The following is a 21,525-nucleotide window of genomic DNA, read 5'->3' on the forward strand; positions in this document are numbered from 1 at the left end:
TTCTTATCCACACGATGACCAAAAAAATCAATCTGAAAATACAATACCCAATTTAATTATGTAGCTGGCAAATTTATATGCAAATAATAGCGATCTTTTTTTATAACAAGTAGCTTGTCATCTATATGATAAGCACTTTGATCGATGACTGAAAATTAAATCGTAAAATTTGTATTACAAAATACTAAATTCTATATTGTATTATTATTAACTAAACTAAACTTTTTTATGAAAAAACTTCTACAAAGTTTGTTCATATTGCTATTTATTGCCACCTCAGCAATAGCGCAAGACCGAACAATCACTGGAACAGTTACGGCTCAGGAAGATGGATTACCGCTCCCTGGCGTAAGTGTACGAATTAAAGACGCGTCAAACTCTGGCGTTTCTACAAATGCCGCAGGTAAATTTTCCATCAAGGTAAGTGCTGGCGCCAAAGTGCTAATTTTTTCTTCGGTAGGCTATTCAATTCAAGAAATTGCCATCAGGGGTAGCGTTGTAAATGCATCTTTAGAAACAGATTCAAAGTCACTATCAGAAGTTGTGGTAACGGCATTAGGCCAAAAAAGAGAAGCCAAATCTTTAGGTTACGCAGCTACTACCATTGATGCCTCAAAATTAACCGCTGGTCGTTCAACCAATGTGGTAAATGCTTTAGCAGGTAAAGTAGCGGGTGTAAAAATTCTATCAACCGGCGGTGCAACAGGAGCATCATCAAATATTAATATCAGGCAGGCCACCACTTTTACCGGATCGAACCAGCCGCTATGGGTGTTAGATGGTATTCCAATTGATAATGGTGGAGGTGACCAATCCGTAAATACGGGAAGTACAAATTCAAACAGGGGTATTGATCTAAACCAGGATGACATTGAGTCGGTAACGATTTTGAAAGGACCAGCTGCCGCCGTACTTTATGGCTCCAGGGCTGTTGCCGGGGCGGTAATTGTAACTACTAAAAAAGGAAGTAAAGGACAGGCCGGAAAAGTAGAATTAAGCAGTAACTACAATTATATAGAGGTTAACCGTTTACCGGATTATCAAAATCAATATTCTCAGGGTGCAAATGGATTATATGATTCTTTTTCGCAAATGTCGTGGGGGGCTAAAATAACAGGCCAAACAGTTACCAATTACCTTGGTAACCCAGAAACCCTTACCGCTTATCCGGATAATGTTAAGGATATATTTAAAGGAGGTTATAATCTACAGAACAATGTTACTTTTTCTGGTGGTACCGAAAAAACGGCTTATTACTTTAATTATGGAAATTTTAAAGAAAGTGGGTATATCGATAATAATACTTTGGCTAAAAATAACTTTACCGTTAATGCCAGTACACAATTGAGTAAAAATTTAACCATTAGTTCTTCGATTCAGTACATTCATAATAATTCTGTAGGTACCCCTACAGGTAATGCAAGGTCTAATCCGTTATTTGATGGTATGACTTTGCCGAGAACGTACAACCTTGCAAATTATCCATTTGAAACGGCAGCAGGTTTAAATAATATACCAAGCAACCGTGTTAATAATGCGGGTTATACTTATTATAATGTTTTAGGCACAGATAATCCGCTATGGTCAATTAAATATGTTTTATATAAGCAAAAGATAGACCGGGCTATTGGTAATGTTGGTTTAGATTATAAAATAGCAGACTGGTTAAGTGCTAATTATAAAATTGGTATCGATCAATATACCAATGTATCGAAAACTATTAATGAAAAATCTTCTAACAATAACCAATCGGCAAGTAGGGCTGGTTCCATTATAGATAACACTACCAACAGGCGTGAGGTAAGTTCGTACTTCAATTTGGTGGCCAGCAAAAGGTTTTTAAAAGACTTTGGCGCCAGATTTTTATTGGGTAACGAGATTAACTACAGAAGAACAGATCAGTTACAAGTTACGGGTAATGGCATACAGGCAGCACATAACTACAATATCTCTAATACCTTGACTTATGTTCCGCTTCAAACTATACGAGAACAAAGTTTGGTGGGAGTGTATGCCGATGTTAGTTTAGATTATAAATCTTTTGTATATCTGTCGTTTACAGGACGTAGAGATGTTTCTTCAACCTTTGCCCCTGATAAAAGAAGTTATTTTTATCCTAAATTAGATGCCAGTTTTATTGCAACAGAGGCTTTCCCTCAGTTAAAACAAAATGATATTTTAACTTATTTGAAAATCAGGGCTAACTACGCGAAAGTAGGTAGAGAAGCACCAATTTACAGTACAGGCACCTATTTTGGTACTGCAGGTCCTTCTGATGGTTTTGGGCCAAATTTAATCTTTCCATTTAATGGGGTAAATGGTCAAACTTTTTCAAATGCTGCTGGTAACATTAATATTAAACCTGAATTTACGGCTTCAAGAGAAGTTGGTTTAGAGGCTAAGCTTTTAAAAGACAGATTAAGTATCGATGTTGCGTACTATAGCACCAAAAGTACCGACATTATATTTTCTGTCCCTAGCGCGCCCTCTTCTGGTTTTAGCAGTACCCTGTTAAATGCCGGAACCTTAAAAGCCCATGGTATCGAGTTGTTGATCAGTGGAACACCGGTAAAATCGACAAACTTTAACTGGGATTTATCTGTAAACTTTACCAAAGGAAGAAACGAAGTGGTAGAACTGGCTCCGGGTGTACCATTTATTGGTAACGGTGGTTTTACCAATCCTCAGGGCCGCATTGTTACCGGATATCAGTATGGAACACTATTCGGTCAGGTATTTAAAAAACTTAATGGTAAGGATGTTGTGGATGCAAATGGTAGGTTAAGCTCTGGCCAGATCAATACCACAGAATTACAGCCGATTGGTGATCCAAATCCAAAATGGACGGGTGGTGTAAATACAGCCTTCTCTTACAAAGGTTTATCATTAAGTTTATTTGCCGATATCCGTTATGGCGGCGATATTTATTCGAGAACAATTACCGATTTAAGAAGATATGGTGTTGCTGCAGAAACAGGTAACAGAGATCGTTTATATGTGCACAATGCCGTATATGCTGATGGTACGCCAAACAATACCTTAATTACGGCCGAACAATACTATAGCGATTTGTATTCTTCAGCAGCACAGCAATATGCGGTTTTTGACGGTTCCTGGATCAGGTTAAGGGAAGCGACGCTATCTTATCGCATCCCAGGCAAATTATTAAACAAACTAAGCTTTATAAAAGGGATTAATGTTGGTTTAACAGGAAGAAACCTATTGATGTATGCGCCTAATTTCCATCACTTAGATCCGGAGAACAACCTTTTGGGTGTGGGTAACGGACAGGGGATTGAGTATAACGGCCAGCCTCAAACAAGAACCTATGGTGGATTTTTTAAAATTATCATTTTAGTATTAGGAGAGTTTAAATATGAAAATTAATATAAAGAAAATAGTTTTTGGATTGGCATTAGCCATAACAGGACTGAGCTCGTGCAAAAAATTTGTAGACATTAATGATGATCCTACACGATTAAAAGATCCTGATGCAAGTTTGGTTTTACCTGCTGCGCAAGGTAGGTTAGGATTTACTATGGGCTCCGATATACATCGTTTCACTTCCTTATGGGTGCAGCAGTTTGCAGCACAGGGAGGTGGTGCAGCCCAACCCACGCAATATGATAAATATGCCATAGGTGAAAGTGATATCAATAATACCTGGGAAGCTACTTTTGCAGGTACTTTGGCTGATTTGCAAAAGGTGATCGAAAAAACCAAATCAACAAGTCCAAAATATGCAGGTGTTGCAGAATTGGTAAAAGCATACATTTATCAAACGCATGTTGATGCATTTGGAGATCTTCCCTACACAGAAGCCATTGGTTATGAAGCAAACCTAAAACCAAAGTTCGATGGATCGTCAACGATTTATGATAATGTATTTAGCTTAATTGATGAAGGTATTGCTGATATCAAAAAAGCATCTTTATTGGCACCTGCAACTGATGATTTATTTTATGGCGGTGATATGGATAAATGGGAACGTTTTGGAAATGCTTTAAAACTAAGAATGTATATTCACTACTTTTCTACCAATGGAACGGCAGCAGATGCAACAAGAGCTAAAACGGGTATAACCGCTATATTAGCTACCAATAAGCTGTTAAGGGCAAATACCGACAATTTTCAAATGCGGTTTTTAAGTTCTGCCAATCAAACCAACCCTATTCACCAATTTGAAGGATCAAGACCAAACCAGTTTTTTCCGAGTAAAACTTTGGTTGATATCATGAATGCCAAGAGCGATAGCAGGAGAAATTCATTTTTTACCTTACTGGGAGCTACTTATGCTGGAGCCACGAATGGAAATGGTGATATAGTGGTAAGTACTTCCTTTTCGCGCATGAGCACTTACCTTCGAGGAAAACTTTCAGCAGGTACATATTCTGGCGAAGCACCAATAAGAATGTTAACATTTGCTGAGCAAAATCAGATTTTAGCTGAATATTTTGCCAGAACAAACGGAGGAAATGATTTAACCACAGCAGATACTTATTATAAAGCAGGTATAAACGCGTCATTTGCAAGTGCGATTGAGTTTTCAGATGGAACAGAAGCTGCGGCTGTAACCGCCGGTTTAGCTACTTATCTGGCTTCAACAAATGGAACTTTGGCAACAGGCGATGCGCTACAAAAAATTATCGAGGAAAAGTTTGTTTCTAACTTTGGGGTTGCCATAGAGCCCTGGACGGACTGGAGAAGAACAGGTTTTCCTGTATTATCTCCGGTATCCCCTTCAACATCCGTTCCGCGCATATTGCCATATTCATTTAACGAAAGAAGCTACAATCCTAACACACCAGCCCGACCTTCAGTATTTGTAAAATCTGTATTCTGGGATAAATAATTATAACTATGAAAAGAATTTTAATCATATTATTTGCATCAATATTAGGCCTGGCCTCATGCAAAAAAGATCCAAAGCAACCTGAAACACTTGATACAGCCGCTACCATTACTTTTGATGGTAATTTAAATACGGTATCGGGTACATATTCAAGTTATGCTTCAGCTACCCCTACCATAAAAGGAACAGGAACTGTAAATATTGTAATTACTTATAGTGGAGATGTGAAAACACTTTCATTTACTACGCCAACAGGTACGGTTATTAACAATCTGGGTACCGCTACAGTAAGTGGCGGTTCTTATACCTTTAATAAACTGGTAAAAGATTTACGTGGTGCGGCTGATGCTCCACTCCCTACCTCTGGTACAAGTGGGGCGGTTGTTTTAACGGTTACGGCCACCCTTGGTAATGGACAGACGGTAAAACGCTTTTTTACGATTACCATTACCGGATAATTTTATAAAAATAAGGCCTGAAATTTTCAGGCCTTTATTTTTAAATTGAAAAAAATTAAGCTTACTTCTTATCTACACTATATTTCCCCGGGCCAATAAAAATCAACCCGAAAAATACAATAGCCAACTCAATTGCGTGGCTGGCACCGCCTAACCCATCTCCTTTGCCGAAATGTACCAAAGCTGCGATTATCATCGTAAAGATTAATAAGATTAGTGCCGGACGGAAAAATAATCCTACAATCAACAGGAAACCACCAAAGGTTTCGGTAGCTGCAGCCATAAAGCCCCAAAATACAGGTAAAAAATCTATGCCGATTACTTTCATGCTTCCGCCTAAACCAGTCCAGCCATTTGGTCCGCCTGCAAGTTTCGGGAAACCATGAATAATAAACATTATTCCTAAACCAATACGGATCAGTAACAAGCCTGTATTGCGGTATTTTCCTAAATTGTCTAAAATTGCCATCTTATAAATATTTAAATTGAACGTTATTGGTTTCTACATATAAAGCTACTTCAGCGCCTAAAGTCATGCATAGGTTGTTTTCGATATGCCCTGTGGGGAAGTTAAAACAAACTGGATAATCATATTCCTTAACAATGTCCCAAATTACCTCATCAGCGGTTTGCCCGAAAGAGATTTTTTCTTCTTCAATTTCATTAAAGGCACCAATAATCAAGCCCTTTAAAGCATGTAGCTTACCCGCTCTTTTCAACATACGCAACATACGATCTATACCATATTCCTGCTCGCCAACATCCTCCAAAAAGAGTATTTTGTCGGTAAAATCCATTTCCGAAACCGAGCCCTGTACCATGGTGAGCAAACTTAAATTTCCACCAATCAAAATTCCTGTTGCCTCTCCTGCCCTGTTCTTAAACGAACTTTGATAAAAATAGGCCTGTTTTTCACCAAATAATGCCCTCTGTAAAGAAAGTAAAGCTTCTGGTGTAGATTCCTCAAATGTATAAGGCATTTGTGCGTGTATGCACTGGCTATTGCATTGCGCAATCAGATGTGATAGCAGGACGGTAATATCACTGAAGCCTACAAACCATTTAGGATTTTTGTTAAACTCCGTAAAGTCCAGATCATCAATAATCCGGATGGTGCCATAACCCCCGCGGCCAGAAATGATGGCTTTTATAGATGAATCATCTATAAAGCGCTGAATATCTTTGGTCCTTAAAGCATCACTTCCCGCAAATTGGTGGTGACTTGCGTATACACTATCGCCAATAATCACCTCCAAACCCCAGCTTTCTAATCGTGCTATGGCATGGTCTATAGGTTTGGGTAATTTCTTTGCCGGACATACCAGCGCAATCTTATCTCCTTTTTTTAAATACGGGGCTGCTTAATCATCTTCAAAACACTTATCTTTGCCAAATTAATAAAAATTGTTTTGGATAATAGTAAAATAAAAAGATATACCGTAACTGCAGCGCTTCCATATACCAATGGACCAGTTCATATTGGGCATCTGGCTGGTGTTTACATCCCTGCAGATATTTATGCCCGTTATTTAAGATCGAATAAACGCGATGTAAAATTCATCTGTGGATCTGACGAAAATGGTGTGCCAATTACTTTAAAAGCCAAAAGAGAAGGAATTACACCCCAGGAAGTGGTAGATAAGTACCATAAAATTATTGGCGATTCTTTTAAAGAGTTTGGTGTATCTTTCGATATCTATCACCGTACCTCATCGCTTACCCATCACCAAACGGCTGCTGATTTCTTCGAAACCCTTTACGATAAAGGTGTTTTTACGGAAGAGGTTACCGAGCAATATTACGATGCCACTGCGAAACAATTTCTGGCCGATCGTTATATTACAGGTACCTGCCCTAAATGCGGTAACGAAAATGCTTATGGCGATCAGTGCGAAAATTGCGGTTCTACACTCAATGCAACCGATCTGATCAATCCAAAATCTACCCTATCAGGCGATAAACCCATTTTAAAAGAAACTAAAAACTGGTTTCTGCCGCTGGATAAGTATGAAGACCGTTTACGTACCTATATCGAAAGCCACAAAGAATGGCGCCCGAATGTATACGGCCAATGCCAAAGCTGGTTAAATGCAGGTTTACAGCCAAGAGCAATGACCAGAGATTTGGATTGGGGTGTACGCGTTCCACTTCGCGATGCTGAAGGTAAAGTACTTTATGTGTGGTTTGATGCCCCTATTGGTTATATTTCTGCAACTAAAGAGCTGTGTAACTATGCCAAGCTCGATGTGTGGAATCCTAAAGCCGAAGAATATTACATCAGCAGTTACGAAAACGATAAATGTGGTTGGGAAGAATACTGGAAAAGCGACGAAACCAAGTTGGTCCACTTTATTGGTAAAGATAATATTGTTTTCCATTGCATTATTTTCCCTGCCATGTTAATGGCACACGGTGAATATACCTTGGCTGATAATGTGCCCGCAAACGAATTCTTAAACCTGGAAGGACAAAAAATATCGACTTCTAAAAACTGGGCAGTTTGGTTAAATGAATATTTAAGAGAGTTTGAAGGAAAACAAGATGTATTGCGTTATGTATTAACAGCAACAGCTCCCGAGACTAAAGACAATGATTTTACCTGGAAAGATTTTCAGGCAAGAAACAACAATGAACTGGTAGCTATACTTGGGAATTTTGTAAACCGGGTGGTGGTGCTTACACATAAATACTTTGGCGGTTCGGTACCAACCTGTATGGAAATTGCTGAGGTAGACCAGGCTGTTATTGACGAATTGGCCGGTTACCCGGCAAAAATTTCTGCATCTATAGAAAACTACCGTTTTAGAGAGGCATTATCAGAAGTAATGAATGTTGCCCGTTTAGGGAATAAGTACCTGGCCGAAACCGAGCCATGGAAACTCATTAAAACCGATGAAGACCGTGTTAGAACGATCTTGCATATTGCACTTCAAATAGCGGCCAATATTCAGATCCTGATCGAACCTTTTATGCCTTTTACAGCAGAAAAATTAATGAAGATGCTTAAAAATGGCGGCCATGATTGGGATGATGCTGGTACTGTTAGCCTGTTAAAACGTGGTCACGATATTGGAGAAGCTGTGCTCTTATTTGATAAAATTGAAGATGCAGAAATCGACTTCCAGATCGAGAAATTAAATCAAAGTAAAGCCAGTAATGCTGCTAATAATGTGGTTGCTGTTCCGGCAAAAGAAAATATCCAGTTTGACGATTTTTCGGCAATGGATATCCGTGTAGCCACTATTGTAGCAGCAGAAAAGGTAGAGAAAACCAAAAAGCTGTTGAAGTTAACGGTAAATACAGGCATTGATGAAAGAACCGTGGTTTCTGGCATCGCTGAATATTACAAACCTGAAGATATTGTAGGTAAACAGGTAAGTATGATCATAAATCTTGCTCCACGCGAAATCAAAGGGATTCTATCGCAAGGCATGATTTTAATGGCCGAAAATGCTGAAGGAAAACTCACTTTTGTAGCACCTGTAGAAAAGTTTCAGGAAGGTAGTGTAATCAGGTAGTGTTTACCTGCACTAAAATATAAAGCCATTTGATTAATTTCAAATGGCTTTTATTATTATTTATCCTGATGCGATGTAAACTTACTTTCTCTCGTTAGGGGTTCATTCGGTTAAAATAATCGGTTATTGCATCATTATTCGCTTTTGCCCGGTCGCTGCTTGTACCGAAAGTCAGTTCTGTTTTACCTTCTTTCATCTGTTCAACTACCGATGCTACAAACTCACTCACGGGAGGGTGTGCATCGTGGATTCCTTTTCCTCCCAAATCAGTGTTTAAGGCTGGCGGAATCATCTCAATCACTTCTATTTTCGAATCTTTAAGGCTATGGCGTAAAGAAAGTGTAAAAGAACGCATAAATGCTTTGGTACCACAGTAAACCGGTATGGTAGATAAAGGCACAAATGCCAGTCCGGAGGTTACATTAATAATTGTATCCAGCGCATCCAGATTACTAAACAGTTTTGTTAAGTGTAGTGGTGCTAAAACATTGGTGGTAATTTCGTGATTTGCTTTCTCATAAAAATCATCATCACCAATGTTCATCCAGCTTTGGATGCCCGCATTGTTTACCAGTACGTTTAAATCGCTATGATTTTCAGCAATCCAGTTGTACAGCTCAACTCTGCTCTTTTCATCAGATAGGTCGCATACTTTGGTAATAACCGAAGGTAGTTTTTCTGCCGCTTCCTTCAAAGCCGCTTCTCTTCGTCCGCAAATAATTACGGTGTTGTTTTCCTGGATAAACCTTTCAGCTAATCCAAAACCAATCCCAGTTGCGCCTCCTGTAATCAGGATTTTATTTTTTGTTAGTTTCATGTTCTCAATCAATTTGATAATACAAAGATTAAGTTATTGAAATGATTTATTATGGTGAGTAGTACAGTTTTTATCAATGCGGCTAATGCCTAATAATCCCGAAAGATAACCTTTCTAATTAATTATTAAATGCAATTCTTGGTGGGAAATCCTTATTAAAATGAATTCTCTTGCGACAAAACTTTTACTATATTTGCGCAACAAAATGGTCCCGTAGTTCAACGGATAGAATAGAAGTTTCCTAAACTTTAGATATGAGTTCGATTCTCGTCGGGACCACTTCCTTAGATTCAAACCAGAACATTGTCGCGCAAATCGTTGATTTTCAAGACTTTGTTTTGGTTTTTATGACTACATTAAGACTCGTTTTCGACCATTCTGAATGGTTAATTTTAGTGAGTCGAAAACTGACGATTTTTTGTAAGGTACTGTAGATCAGTGGATTGATCGAAACATCAAAGCCAGAATTATTCCGAAATGTTCGGGTGCCGGATTATTTTGTAAGATATTGATTTACAGCTCGTTCGACTGACGAACATCTTGATGACTCACTGGCTCAAATGTACATTTGTTTAATTTTAAATGTATCATTATGAGTTACAATTTTCATCTTTTATTTTATCTGAAAAGACCGAAAAATTTTATCAAGGGCGAGATGATGCCCATCTATTTACGGATTACCGTGAAAGGAAAACATTCGGAATATTCTGTCGGCAGGGAAATTGTTCCCAGCTTCTGGTCCGCGCTTAAAGGAAAAGGCACTGGCCTGCGCGAGGAGATCCGGGAACTTAATGATTATCTGGACACGCTGGCCTCAAAAGTTCGAAGGTTTCATACCTCTCTTGTTGAAAAGGAAGATGAGGTGACAGCGGTAGTCTTGAGGGATCATCTTACCGGAAAGAATACGTCTAACCATAGCCTGCTAAGAGTTTACCAGAAGCACAATGACAATATGGAAAAACTGATTGGTAAAGGATACAGTTATGCTACGTTTCAAACCTATCAAAGTTCCATCAGACATGTTAAACAATTTCTTCAGCTCAAATATGAGGTTCAGGACATTAACATCAAAAAGGTGGATTTTAAATTTATCACCGATTATGAGCTATTTCTTAGAATTGACCGGGGAAATAATGCAATGTCTGCTCGGAAATACATTGTTCACCTGAAAAAAATCATGCTGTATTGCCTGGGTGCCGGATGGATAGTAGGGAATCCATTTTTAAATTATCGAAATACGGCTAAAGCTAAGGCAAGGACTTTTCTAAATATGGAAGAGTTGGATCGGATCAAAAACAGGGACTTTCCACTTGAGCGCTTAAATATCGTTCGTGACATTTTTATTTTCAGTTGTTATACAGGCCTTTCTTATATTGATGTGAAGCAGCTTCGGTCGGATCAGATCACAAAAGGTGATGATGGTAATTTATGGATATTCATCAAACGGCAGAAAACGGAAACACCCTGTCACATCCCCTTGTTGGATGAGGCAAAAGTAATTCTTGACAGATATAAAAACCACAGGATATGCCGATGGAGAAAAGTGGCGTTGCCAGTGCTCACTAATCAACGCATGAATGGTTACCTGAAAGAAATCGCCGATCTTTGTACCATCACTAAAGTACTCACTTATCATCTGGCTCGTCATACTTTCGCGACGACTATTACGCTTTCAAATGGTGTTCCGATTGAGACCGTATCCCAGATGCTTGGGCATAACAGCTTGAAAACAACGCAGCATTATGCGAAGGTGATCGATACTAAAGTTAGTACTGAGATGTCTGCATTACAGGAGAAGCTTTTAGACCGAGATAAGGAAGAAGAAAATACTGGTGATATGAAAGTTATGAAGCTATTTAGATAAATTGCTTTCAATGTAAACGGAAATTGGTTGTAATTTGTCTTGTCAACCTTAAATCATTTCTGATGTATTTGATTCAAGTAACAATCAGATTAAGAAATTTTAAAATATGGTATTACAACTGACCGACATTGATGTCGGTCAGTTCGATCAAGATTGGGATTTCGCTAGTTGAAAGGCAAATGATTAGATTCTGATCCGATATGGACCGATACGATCCGATTATGATCCGATCCTTTTAAAAAGACAGCATTTGATTACTTGAAAATATACTGCTAATATTGACAAAAGCAGTGTATTTGTACAGATAAATATTTGCAGTCATAAAATCGAAAAGTATTGTATCTTTTTTTAAGGATAACAACGTTGAAAGTTCCTCTAAAACTTTATGAATGCGCAATAGTTGGGTGGCCGGTACCCGGTTCGTCCAACATGGGTTTCATTGTTGGTGTTGTGCACCTAATGAGAGCTTAGCTGTTATCATTAAGGGTTACGTAAATGGCCCTTCCATTATAAACCTTACCATTAAGCAAAATAACATTAAGGTTACTGGTCGAGTAGCACTAACGGAATGAGTTCGTCGACGCTTCAGGTTCAGGAGAAAAATGGTGATATTTGGTTAAAACAAACGGATTTTGGAATTAAATATCAGATAAAGCGTTGTTAACCTCATGCGTAAGTTTGGTCTGTGTAATTGTTTTACTTATAGAAATCTTAAATATACCTGTTTTACTTGTTTGTAATCAGTTTTACTCAATAGCTAATTTGTTTTATTCGTTTTACGAAGACTAGATTTGTTTTACTTAATGGAAACTCTTTCATACTAATTTTATTGATTTTGTATTTGTTTTACTGAATCATATTGGTATTTTATTAAATTTACTGAAATAATAAACGTTTTACTGAAAAAAATGGCAAGGAACAAAGTAGGCAGTGAATGGTTAAAAGAGCATTTGAACCTGGAAGGATACGGAGTAACGAAACGGTCTTTTATCGGAACTCAAAATAAGATAGAGATGGCAGCTGATGGTACCATAGATCAGCAGTTTGGGTCGAAATATGCTCCTGGGGGCAATACGGTACCGAGCCATCTAGAGTTTCTTCTAAAATATGAGGATGTTAATCTTGATTTATTAAGTGCGGTATTTGCACGTGCAGATCGAAAAGAACTGGATAAGTTTATTTCAGCTAGCCCTTCAGGTAAATACAGCAGGAAGCTGGGGTTTCTTTATGAATGGTTGACTGGTAAACAACTTGACCTTACTGCTGAACCCAGCGGCAACTACGTGAATTTATTGGATGAAGAACAGTATGTTACAGGAAAGCAGATCAAGAATAGCAGATGGAGAATTAATGATAACCTCTTAGGGGGCGAAAATTCTGCCCGATTGTCCGTCGTACAAAGGCCATAGAGGATGTATTAGATATTGATTATAGAGCAGAGATTGAAGAATTAAAAGAAGAGTTTTCCCCTGAAGTCTTTAAAAGGGCAACCCAATATTTATATAGGAAAGAAACCAAGTCCTCATACGAAATAGAGAGTGAAAAGCCGTCGCCTGAAAGAATCGACCGCTTTATAGCCATTTTATATAAAGCTGGAACTGCTCCGAGCGCTGAAGTGCTTGATGTCAAAAGCCTAACTGAATTGCAAAATGCCATTGTCGATCAACGCTATGCTCAAAAAGGTTTCCGAAATTTTCAGAACTTTGTTGGGCAAACGAACTATCGCATGGAGGAAATTTACCATTATATATGTCCTCCGCCTGATATGGTTAAATCTATGATGGAGGGTCTAATTGAGTTGGAAGAAAAAACAACTGGTGGGCCTGCTGTAGTGAGGGCGGCTATCATCGCGTTTGGGTTTGTATTTATTCATCCATTTGAGGATGGAAACGGAAGAATCCATAGGTTTTTAATTCATGATATGCTGACACGTGATGGACTTTCGGAGCATGGGTTAATCATACCTGTATCTGCGCATATGGTCAACAATATGAGAGATTATGATGCAGCGTTAGAGAATTATTCCAAACCTTTAATGCAGAGACTAAAGTTCAAACGGGACGAACGAGGAGAAATAATAATCACTAATCCCAAGGAAGTCAATGCGTATTTTCGATACCCTGATCTAACTCAACAATGTGCTTATCTTGCTACGACTATACAGGCGACAATTAAGCAGGACCTATCTGAAGAACTTCATTTTTTAGAACGGTATGATGAGTTAAAGCGGGAACTGCAAAACCTAATAGACATGCCTGATAGAAGATTAAACGAAGTTATTATCTTCTTACATCAAAATAAGGGTGTTTTCCCAAAACGCAGGAAGAAAAATTTTGAGGAAATCACTGAGGGAGAGTTTGCGGAAATGGAGAAAATCTATAACGACATCTTTGATAACAACTAAACCAGCAAAGCTTTGAATTAGGCAGCATATAGTGGGTATTTCACGATCTTATCTCAAGCGTTCAATTTAAAAGATTTTCAATTCGCGAATCGCGAATTGAGCCAAAAAAGGTAGTAGAAACTGTCACAAATATTTCATGAATTTGTGACAAAAAAATAATTTTATCATGAAATATTCTGCACATAATCAGGTATTTAACAAGATAATTAAGAATAAACGCGGAAAGCTATTTTTTCCAACCGACTTTTTGGTCTTTGGTGGTGCTGATGCGATTAGGAGCAGTCTGCATAGGCTTGAAAATATCCTCTGAAAATCGGTCGATGATCTTGAAGCCCTTCGATAGCGAGGTTCGTCCCTTTAGTTCAAAACCAAGGCCCAGATTTTTCATGCCATAAAGTACATGCATGATCCAATAGTCCTTTTCTATTAAAGCATCAAGTGTACCCGTCTCAGCTGACAATGTACTAATCAGGCTTTTAAAATCCTTTCGCTGGTGAAGAAACTTGCTACTCATATAACTTAGGTAATTACTTAGTTCGTTGCTAATAATTTTCTTGTTTTTGGGTTTCCATATTTTTCAGCGGCATATCCTAAAGACTTTTGATCCAAGCTCATTGCTGTTTTCAGTGCCTTTTCAAGTATCTTGGGCTGATTTTCAGCGAGTGAATCTAAATTATTGATGAGGTCAACCACTAAAAATTCCTTGGTAGGCTTGGTTGGAAAAGCCGACTTTTTCCTAAAGGTGAACAATTTGTTAGCCAACTTGATATCTCCGCTACGCAGGTGGTTGTAAACAATCTGTTTATTATACAACTGGGTAGTCCCAAGACCCAAGGCATTAAAATAATTAAAAGAAGTAATCAGAAAGTTGGTATTGTCCAAGAATTTCTTGATAAGCATCTCATCCGCCGGTGGTTCAAAACCAAATGCATTTTTCTTTGGAAAGTGATATAGCCCCGGACCAACTCTTTTCAAAGTTCCCTCACCTGTAAGTTCCGAAAGATGCCTGTCTATGGATTTTGACCACTTTTGCAGTTCATCCCTCTTGTAGATCGCTCCTTTTTTAAGATGACTCTTTAATTCCTCTAATTTTGGCATACCAATTCCTTTCGGTGACAAATATGTGGATCATTAAAATAATTTGCATGATTTTTGACTAAATTTCATTCAATAATTAATTAAAAAAATCAAATTGAAAAGAGCTATTTGCTTCTACTATCTTTTTACATGCATCTAAATATAAGCACATATTCAAGTTTAAAACTTTACATCTCTATATTTCCAGTTTGAGTTCGTCATGGAAGCGCCATTGATAAATCTGTTTTTATGCACAATTTGTGTTCGAGCCTAGTAAATTCGGATTTTACATTTCGCAATATACTTTTTCCCAAAAGGATATTTTGCAAAATACAGAAATGCCTATGCTAGTTCTACGAACTCAATTTTATTAGATGAACATACAAATCTATCCAACCTCCTTCTTTGTGAAGGATTAAAACCTTTTTAAAAGGTATCCTGTTTGTTATTCGGATTCCAATTACGATGTCACAAATTTCGAAAATATGGCCTTGCTAATAATGGCTTTTCGATCTTAACGGCAAAATAATTATTACAGGAATCGCAGGCTAAACCCTTTGGTAAAATATGATTAATGTTACCTAGTGATTGAGGAACTATATGCTCAACACCTGTGGAAATATTAGAAAATTTTTTTGACAAAAAATACAACTAGTCATATTCCTGAAATAATCTTTTTATTCAATTACAAATAGATAAAAGATTGCGGGGGATAAGCATTAAAATCATCTTTGATAGAGAGAGGTTTTGAATAGATGGTTGTACTTTTAATTTTGATTGCGTGCGCAATTTCTCTATTTGCAAAATATTCATAAAAAAAGCTTCAGAAATGCCCGAATATTTTTCAGTTATACGCCATATTCTATCTGGATCAAAACTTAATATATCTTCTATTTCAAATTCTCCAATTACCTTTTGTACAGGAGATGATGCATAAACAACTACTGTTTTAATATTGGGATTTTTAAATCTAATCTTTCTAAATTCAAATTTCTTGGTCCCCTCAAATATCTTATAGGCGTATTCTGGTTTAATTGACAATAATACTCTCATCGCTATTTGTATCTTTTAATATGTTGATTAACATTTCTTTAGTTATTTTTTGAAATCCTCTAGGTACACTTTCCAAATCCTTTATCACTCCGAGTTCAATTAACCTCTTTAAATTAATTCTATTTGGGAATGAGTAAACATATAAAAAGTTTACCAAGAAAGGGCGATTTCTCACATTGTAATTCCAATATTCTTTAAGTTTGTCGTCCGTAAAGACGCTCCTTTTTCTACATTTAGTTATGAAATCATCTTCCCCTTCAAAATTAAAATAAACACTGTCAACTATTGCAATTGTTGTTACAACACTTTTATAAAATCCACCAGTCCTATAGAAAACGAGAATATCTCCAGTTTTGATATCTTTTTCTCTTGATCTAGAGATGTAAACTTTACCAATCGAATTTCTGTGAGGTTCATTATCAATGAAATTTGCCTTTGCCTCAGTATGCAAAATAGAATCGGGCATTAATTCAGTATGGTATTCTGGGTAAATAGGCACTAAAAAAATATCTTTTTCTAATCCGACAAATGGATAGGTTTCTTTAAGTTTTTTCAGATTGAAACTGGGTTTAAAATCTCTTACATAAACCAATTCATTATCACTCCCCTTTTGACCAAATGCCTTAAATCCCCACTCTTCTAATAATGATATAAGTCTTCTCTGCTCATCTCTTTTATCAAATATGGTAACATATATCTCCTCAACCTTTTGTAATAAAGCATTATCAAAGATGATTTTAAGAAACCTTTCACCAAGTCTAACTCCGTTGCTTACAACCTTAAATGTTCCAACTTTTAATCTTTTCTTTGGAGTAAAAGACGGTAAAAAGCTTGAATACAACTCAGTTTCGTCTTCTTTTTTAATGTAAAGAAATGAAAGGATTTTATTGTTTTCTTTATTAAAGGTAACGTATGCCTTTTCATTTGCCTTCCCATTAAACCATTTATCAAAACCAGTATAATCTTCACGGAGCGTATCAAAAAAGGGATCAGTTAAATCTAGGTCCCCAAATAATTTTTGCTCTACACTTAAAACCTTATATTCAACTAATTCTGGATTTTCAGCATATATTTTTTCTAAAAACGAATTTATTGAATAAACTCTGTCTGAAATTTTCAGTTCTAGTGCTTTCCTATGAATTTTTTTGTCTTCCGATATTAATAAATCAACTCTATCATTAAAAACTTCATTCAATAAAATGGAATCGATCTTATCGTTTTCATTGACATCAAACTTTTGTGAACTCATTGCGACTAGAGGAGACATCGGCGCAATAGTTTGTAGTAGTTCATAGCTTTCCATCTTTATATTAAATGCATCTACTGTGGATTTATTCGGATTTTTGTTTATCTCATGAACGGTGGCTGGGTGTATACATTTTTGATATTTTGCTTTATCCAACCATTTAAATAATATTCCAATGTCTTGGTTAGATGCTCGCCCCGCTTCCCTATGAATTATGATGTTTGTGTCTAAGAGTGCTTTCATTTTTTTCTAAATATTTTGTTAGTCCACGAAAAAAATGCTTTAGTGTAGTGAACACATGTCAGCCACATAAAATAACCTAATGTTAAAATAGCGAATGATAATGATATGTATATTTCTAAAGGGAGATTACACCAAACATCTTTAAGTGCGATTTCGGGATCGAATGATTTTCTATAAGACGGAACAAATAAGAGCACTCCACAAATAATATTTATGAGGATAGCGGCAGCAAATTGTGCCGGACCGATTCTTTCTTGGGTATAAATAGAAAAAAAGTAAAGGTTTCTTTTCTTTTATTAAAAACCACCATCAATTCATCTTTTGGGATATCTATAATTTCCCCAAGATAACTTGTGAACGAATTATGCTCAAGGGTCCGCACATTTTTTAATGACGAATCTGGGAACACCATATCGTAACTACTTGGTAAAATATTAAAGCTGAAACAATCTTCTATTTCACAAAACTCTTTATCTGCGAAATCATGCAATTGATTTAAAGGTATATTTCTCTTTTCGTTTATTTTTATATCGTAGATAATAGTTGACTTATTAATTCCTAGTTTTCGGGCCGATAAATAAACTCCCTTAAGTTGGATACAAAACCTAAAATAGATATTGGGCTTTTCGCTAGTATAATTATTATAAGGCTTTAAATCCACAGTAATGATCAATTTTTTACCTATTTCAATACTAGAGGTGAAAGGAACTATACATAATGGGTCACGGCTCTGAAATTTATGAATAATGCCCAATTTATTTGCTCCACCATCTAAGTTATCACTACCATTAACTGAATCATTAAAAATAAATCGGCTATTTGTGGTCTCGCAAAGCTGTTTGTATAAATCTGTTATTTTAGTGCCATTACTAAGCCAAGGAATAAATAGTTCTAAATGCAAGATGTCCATGCCTTGAATAGAGCTTTTGTTTATTTCTCCTCCAAATTCAATTAGCGTTTTATTGCTGCTAAATTCCCAAGTACAAATGTGAAAGCGTTCGAATTTGATCTTGTCGTCCTTATTACTGCATAAAAAAAGGTGTTTTCCATTGAGAGCGTCGGATGTGTTTATTTATTAAGTGTTAATTTTAGACATTTTTTAATTTCTGAATAATCGTTATGTCTTACTAGAAAAAAGAGGTCTTAAGGTGGCTTGCAATGGTTTTGGCGTGTTCAATTTCACTTAGTTGCATTTCTTCTAGTTTTGTGTAGACATAGGGCAAGTTATCTCGTCTTTCTAACCTGTTCTTTATTTCCGATACCTCATCAATCACAACACTTAGGCATAGAGGATTAATCTCTTGAAATACTTCTTTTGGAATCTTGGAGATATTATTTTGCTTATCCCATAAACAAAAGTGTCCATCTAATAAGTAATATTGATTATCTTTTATTAAACCTTTTAATCCAAGTATAAGTTGATTTTGAGTATATGGTATATCTTCGACTTTTTTATCCTTATAATTCTTCTTAATGGCTTTCCATTTAAGCACATCGCTTGCGGAAAGATAGGTGATGTTTAGCTCGTCACAAATTTTTTTACAAATGGTACTTTTTCCAACACCATGAATCCCTCCAACGAAAGCAATATTTTTGAACATTTAGTTAATCTTATTTCTTTAAATATAAGAGAATTACTTTGACAATATTATTCTAATCAAATTTTGGTGAATCAGGTTTTAAACTTAGTGGGCTGATATCATTGTTTAGGATTAGCCAATTTTTGTAACCTTCAATGCTGGAACCAGCCAAATTGATAACAAATTCATATCCTTTATATGCGAATACTAAATATATTTCACTACCGATTGGTATAAAATAGCACTCAAATATTCTATCTAATAACTTCCCCTTAAATTCAAACACTCTAATCTCATCATAAATTCTTCTAAATTATAAATACAATTTTCCCGTTTGTTATTGAATCTAACATAATTACATATAGGGTCAAACTGCAACTCACTTATTAGATAATCAATTCTGTATATTTCAACTAAATTGGTTCTTCCCCAATTTTGGTGGTTTTTTCCGCTGAGTACTCTAACTTACTAAACAAAATGCATTGGCTAGGATGCTCCCGATACAGTTATTTTCTCACGCAAACAACAATTGGCGATTTCCTTTCGACCCGAAAAAGCCGAGTCATTTCTTAAATAATCATTACCCTCAATTTACGGATTTGGGTACTACTTAATACATGTATTGTGTCCATTAAATAAAATTATTGACCACCAAAATTGGGGAAGAACCCTAAATTGGTCAGCCCCTTTCGGGCCAAACTGTACGCGAATTTGATTGCCGGGCAACTGCCTAAATTGTCCCTTTCCCTCCGAACGCATAGGATCACCAGCCTCAAATTTCTTCTCTCCCGCGAGCCCTCACTTTAGCGTAGTCCAACAGGATATCCCATCCTTTTCTCCAAGCTAGCAAAGCATAACACCAGGAAAACACAGCATTTTGAAATGAACCAATTACAAGTGTAATTTGATTTATGAGTTTTCCTTCGTAATTTACTCAATCAAACTCTGAATCGATGAACTCTCAAATTGTGATTGTAATGCCGTGCTTAAATGAAGAAGCAAGTATGGTCGAAGCTTGCAATTCGCTTGGTTTTGGCCTTGGAGAGTTATGTTATAATTTATCGGCATTTCTAATTATCGTTGATAACAATTCCACGGATTCCACTAGGAAGGTCGCCCAGGAAATTCAAAACTCATCACCTCCAAATCATGTCTTTATTATTTTTGAAAAAGAAAAAGGGTTTATTCCTGCTAGAAAAAGCGGAAATCAACATGCTATTTTTGTTTGCGGTGAAATTGGTATCAATATTAGCAATGTTGTGATCTTACAGGTAGATGCCGACACTATTTATCCATACTTCTATGTTGAATCAATGAAAGCAGCGGCCGAAAAGTATGGGAAAAACTTTCTGGTTGAAGCTTGCGTCGATTACACGCCTGAGTTTAGACATGAGAATAATAACTACATTGATCTCTTGGAAAAAACAGATGCTCATTATGAGAAACTGTTTCTAAAATTACAAGACTATATTGTTGACGACAAAGTAGTAGCCTATTGGCTGAGTGATTATATAAAATGGGGAGGCCACACAAGGGAATACACTTCGAACGGAAACGAAATCTTTGCGGAAACTACAAGGTTGTTTTTGAAAGGACAAATTACGGGGGCAGAAAAAAGGAATATAGGATCGATTAAAGCATATCATTCAGAACGAAAAATCGTTGAAAATCCCTCAATGCATTTTGCTACCGCTGGTTTTCCCAGAGAAAGTGGGTGGGAGATTTTATGGATGGAAAACAATGATGCAGTGAATCTTCAAAACGTCGATGTAGTAAGTTTTAGTGAGCCCGTTTTCGCTAGAATACTCCATATCATAGGACTTTTTTATATCCTGCCGATTCATGTTGGTCGAACGCTGAATGGCAATAAGGACATGCAAGGGGACAACCTAACTCAATTTTTTCTCTCCTTGATTCCTAACCGGAGTAAAAAAGAAATGCAAAACACGCCTGGCGTTTTTTTGACGGATGTTTTTGCAGCAATTGACAACAATCCGACGGTTATCAAATATGAAATCGATAATTATCTGCGAGATTTGATTAAATAGATATAATCTTAGTATATTGAAGAGTCATTAAAATTTTATTTCAGTTTCAAATACAATATTGCTATTTTTAAAAAAATATAAATAAAAATTATGGAAAACCAATTAGTTGCTGCGTCTCAGCAGCCATCCAATCAAGAGTTAATGCCAAAATTGAAGCAAATCACCCCAGAACATCCTGCTTTAAGCCGTATGCGCGCTAAAATGATGCAGGCTTCAGGGGTACAAGCAATTACCGCTTACGACCGCATGCACCATCGCCATAACCGTTCTTAATTTTGATTGCTAAGAGGACATAATACTTTGGTCTCTCTTAATCCTAAACCAAACTTTATATGCCTGAGTTATTGACCGACTTTACTATCCGT

Annotated in this window: 19 protein-coding genes and 1 tRNA gene; 10 read left to right on the forward strand and 10 right to left on the reverse strand. The window is 36.7% G+C overall.

Annotation, left to right across the window (positions count from 1 at the left end; translation table 11 throughout):
* Window positions 1–228: 228 nt before the first annotated feature.
* Genes ACQ86H_RS00395 through ACQ86H_RS00405 form a run of 3 tightly spaced genes read left to right on the forward strand, consistent with a single transcriptional unit; the run spans window position 229 to window position 5,310 of the window.
* Window positions 229–3,387: a SusC/RagA family TonB-linked outer membrane protein gene (locus ACQ86H_RS00395; protein WP_431293470.1), complete on the forward strand. Its 3,159-nt coding sequence runs from the start codon at window positions 229–231 to the stop codon at window positions 3,385–3,387.
* On the forward strand, window positions 3,377–4,852 hold the full coding sequence (locus tag ACQ86H_RS00400) for a SusD/RagB family nutrient-binding outer membrane lipoprotein (protein WP_431293471.1): 1,476 nt from the start codon (window positions 3,377–3,379) through the stop codon (window positions 4,850–4,852). The genes ACQ86H_RS00395 and ACQ86H_RS00400 overlap by 11 nt, the downstream gene beginning before the upstream one ends.
* 8 nt (window positions 4,853–4,860) lie before the next feature.
* A complete protein-coding gene (locus tag ACQ86H_RS00405; protein ID WP_431293472.1) occupies window positions 4,861–5,310 on the forward strand; it encodes a hypothetical protein in 450 nt (149 codons plus the stop codon).
* Window positions 5,311–5,371: 61 nt separating this feature from the next.
* Here ACQ86H_RS00405 and ACQ86H_RS00410 read toward each other — a convergent pair whose 3' ends face one another.
* Entirely contained in the window at window positions 5,372–5,779 is a 408-nt protein-coding gene (locus ACQ86H_RS00410) for a DoxX family protein (RefSeq protein ID WP_138819121.1), read from the reverse strand.
* 1 nt (window position 5,780) lies between these two features.
* Window positions 5,781–6,641 (reverse strand): S66 peptidase family protein, encoded by an 861-nt coding sequence (locus ACQ86H_RS00415; RefSeq protein WP_431295501.1) that lies wholly within the window; start codon window positions 6,639–6,641, stop codon window positions 5,781–5,783.
* A 78-nt stretch (window positions 6,642–6,719) separates the two neighbouring features.
* Between ACQ86H_RS00415 and metG the strand changes: the two genes are divergently transcribed.
* On the forward strand, window positions 6,720–8,828 hold the full coding sequence (gene metG, locus ACQ86H_RS00420; protein ID WP_138819119.1) for a methionine--tRNA ligase: 2,109 nt from the start codon (window positions 6,720–6,722) through the stop codon (window positions 8,826–8,828).
* 94 nt (window positions 8,829–8,922) lie between these two features.
* On the opposite strand, the gene ACQ86H_RS00425 is transcribed toward metG, so the two are convergent.
* Window positions 8,923–9,645: an SDR family oxidoreductase gene (locus ACQ86H_RS00425; protein WP_138819118.1), complete on the reverse strand. Its 723-nt coding sequence runs from the start codon at window positions 9,643–9,645 to the stop codon at window positions 8,923–8,925.
* A gap of 207 nt (window positions 9,646–9,852) precedes the next feature.
* Between ACQ86H_RS00425 and ACQ86H_RS00430 the strand changes: the two genes are divergently transcribed.
* The 4 genes from ACQ86H_RS00430 (at window position 9,853) to ACQ86H_RS00445 (ending at window position 13,913) form a co-directional block, all read left to right on the forward strand.
* Window positions 9,853–9,924 (forward strand) — tRNA-Arg (locus ACQ86H_RS00430).
* 313 nt (window positions 9,925–10,237) lie between these two features.
* On the forward strand, window positions 10,238–11,509 hold the full coding sequence (locus tag ACQ86H_RS00435) for a site-specific integrase (protein WP_431293473.1): 1,272 nt from the start codon (window positions 10,238–10,240) through the stop codon (window positions 11,507–11,509).
* A gap of 908 nt (window positions 11,510–12,417) precedes the next feature.
* A complete protein-coding gene (locus ACQ86H_RS00440; RefSeq protein WP_431293474.1) occupies window positions 12,418–12,918 on the forward strand; it encodes a hypothetical protein in 501 nt (166 codons plus the stop codon).
* Window positions 12,919–13,151: 233 nt separating this feature from the next.
* The gene (locus tag ACQ86H_RS00445) at window positions 13,152–13,913 is read left to right on the forward strand and encodes a Fic family protein (RefSeq protein ID WP_431293475.1); all 762 of its coding nucleotides are present in this window, start codon (window positions 13,152–13,154) and stop codon (window positions 13,911–13,913) included.
* 226 nt (window positions 13,914–14,139) lie between these two features.
* Here the strand turns inward: ACQ86H_RS00445 and ACQ86H_RS00450 are convergent, their stop codons facing one another.
* The 7 genes from ACQ86H_RS00450 to ACQ86H_RS00480 form a co-directional block, all read right to left on the reverse strand.
* Window positions 14,140–14,427, reverse strand: a complete 288-nt coding sequence (locus ACQ86H_RS00450; protein ID WP_431293476.1) for a hypothetical protein — start codon at window positions 14,425–14,427, stop codon at window positions 14,140–14,142.
* A 17-nt stretch (window positions 14,428–14,444) separates the two neighbouring features.
* Window positions 14,445–15,011, reverse strand: coding sequence for a hypothetical protein (locus tag ACQ86H_RS00455; protein ID WP_431293477.1), 567 nt, complete (start codon window positions 15,009–15,011; stop codon window positions 14,445–14,447).
* Between the two features lie 447 nt (window positions 15,012–15,458).
* Entirely contained in the window at window positions 15,459–15,641 is a 183-nt protein-coding gene (locus ACQ86H_RS00460; protein ID WP_431293478.1) for an HNH endonuclease, read from the reverse strand.
* 30 nt (window positions 15,642–15,671) lie between these two features.
* Window positions 15,672–16,043 carry an ASCH domain-containing protein gene (locus tag ACQ86H_RS00465; RefSeq protein WP_431293479.1) on the reverse strand — a complete coding sequence of 124 codons (372 nt, stop codon included), beginning with the start codon at window positions 16,041–16,043 and terminating at the stop codon, window positions 15,672–15,674.
* Window positions 16,021–17,532, reverse strand: coding sequence for a PIN domain-containing protein (locus ACQ86H_RS00470; protein WP_431293480.1), 1,512 nt, complete (start codon window positions 17,530–17,532; stop codon window positions 16,021–16,023). The genes ACQ86H_RS00465 and ACQ86H_RS00470 overlap by 23 nt, the downstream gene beginning before the upstream one ends.
* 211 nt (window positions 17,533–17,743) lie before the next feature.
* Entirely contained in the window at window positions 17,744–18,433 is a 690-nt protein-coding gene (locus tag ACQ86H_RS00475) for a hypothetical protein (RefSeq protein ID WP_431293481.1), read from the reverse strand.
* Between the two features lie 226 nt (window positions 18,434–18,659).
* Window positions 18,660–19,133: an ATP-binding protein gene (locus tag ACQ86H_RS00480; protein ID WP_431293482.1), complete on the reverse strand. Its 474-nt coding sequence runs from the start codon at window positions 19,131–19,133 to the stop codon at window positions 18,660–18,662.
* 932 nt (window positions 19,134–20,065) lie between these two features.
* Between ACQ86H_RS00480 and ACQ86H_RS00485 the strand changes: the two genes are divergently transcribed.
* Together ACQ86H_RS00485 and yhhA are read left to right on the forward strand one after the other, a co-directional pair.
* The gene (locus ACQ86H_RS00485; protein WP_431293483.1) at window positions 20,066–21,160 is read left to right on the forward strand and encodes a glycosyltransferase family 2 protein; all 1,095 of its coding nucleotides are present in this window, start codon (window positions 20,066–20,068) and stop codon (window positions 21,158–21,160) included.
* A gap of 90 nt (window positions 21,161–21,250) precedes the next feature.
* Window positions 21,251–21,433 (forward strand): YhhA family cyclophane-containing RiPP, encoded by a 183-nt coding sequence (yhhA, locus tag ACQ86H_RS00490; protein ID WP_431293484.1) that lies wholly within the window; start codon window positions 21,251–21,253, stop codon window positions 21,431–21,433.
* The last annotated feature ends 92 nt before the right edge of the window (window positions 21,434–21,525 follow it).

This window comes from Pedobacter sp. P26, from assembly GCF_050632135.1.
GTDB lineage: Bacteria > Bacteroidota > Bacteroidia > Sphingobacteriales > Sphingobacteriaceae > Pedobacter.

Excerpts from the sequence above, each read along its gene's own strand:
- ACQ86H_RS00425 (WP_138819118.1), bottom strand. The coding sequence starts at position 9,645 with ATGAAACTAACAAAAAATAAAATCCTGATTACAGGAGGCGCAACTGGG.
- ACQ86H_RS00410 (WP_138819121.1), bottom strand. The coding sequence starts at position 5,779 with ATGGCAATTTTAGACAATTTAGGAAAATACCGCAATACAGGCTTGTTA.
- ACQ86H_RS00400 (WP_431293471.1), top strand. The coding sequence starts at position 3,377 with ATGAAAATTAATATAAAGAAAATAGTTTTTGGATTGGCATTAGCCATA.
- ACQ86H_RS00480 (WP_431293482.1), bottom strand. The coding sequence starts at position 19,133 with ATGTTCAAAAATATTGCTTTCGTTGGAGGGATTCATGGTGTTGGAAAA.
- ACQ86H_RS00440 (WP_431293474.1), top strand. The coding sequence starts at position 12,418 with ATGGCAAGGAACAAAGTAGGCAGTGAATGGTTAAAAGAGCATTTGAAC.
- ACQ86H_RS00435 (WP_431293473.1), top strand. The coding sequence starts at position 10,238 with ATGAGTTACAATTTTCATCTTTTATTTTATCTGAAAAGACCGAAAAAT.
- ACQ86H_RS00395 (WP_431293470.1), top strand. The coding sequence starts at position 229 with ATGAAAAAACTTCTACAAAGTTTGTTCATATTGCTATTTATTGCCACC.
- ACQ86H_RS00455 (WP_431293477.1), bottom strand. The coding sequence starts at position 15,011 with ATGCCAAAATTAGAGGAATTAAAGAGTCATCTTAAAAAAGGAGCGATC.
- ACQ86H_RS00405 (WP_431293472.1), top strand. The coding sequence starts at position 4,861 with ATGAAAAGAATTTTAATCATATTATTTGCATCAATATTAGGCCTGGCC.
- yhhA (WP_431293484.1), top strand. The coding sequence starts at position 21,251 with ATGGAAAACCAATTAGTTGCTGCGTCTCAGCAGCCATCCAATCAAGAG.
- ACQ86H_RS00465 (WP_431293479.1), bottom strand. The coding sequence starts at position 16,043 with ATGAGAGTATTATTGTCAATTAAACCAGAATACGCCTATAAGATATTT.
- ACQ86H_RS00485 (WP_431293483.1), top strand. The coding sequence starts at position 20,066 with ATGAACTCTCAAATTGTGATTGTAATGCCGTGCTTAAATGAAGAAGCA.
- ACQ86H_RS00470 (WP_431293480.1), bottom strand. The coding sequence starts at position 17,532 with ATGAAAGCACTCTTAGACACAAACATCATAATTCATAGGGAAGCGGGG.
- ACQ86H_RS00450 (WP_431293476.1), bottom strand. The coding sequence starts at position 14,427 with ATGAGTAGCAAGTTTCTTCACCAGCGAAAGGATTTTAAAAGCCTGATT.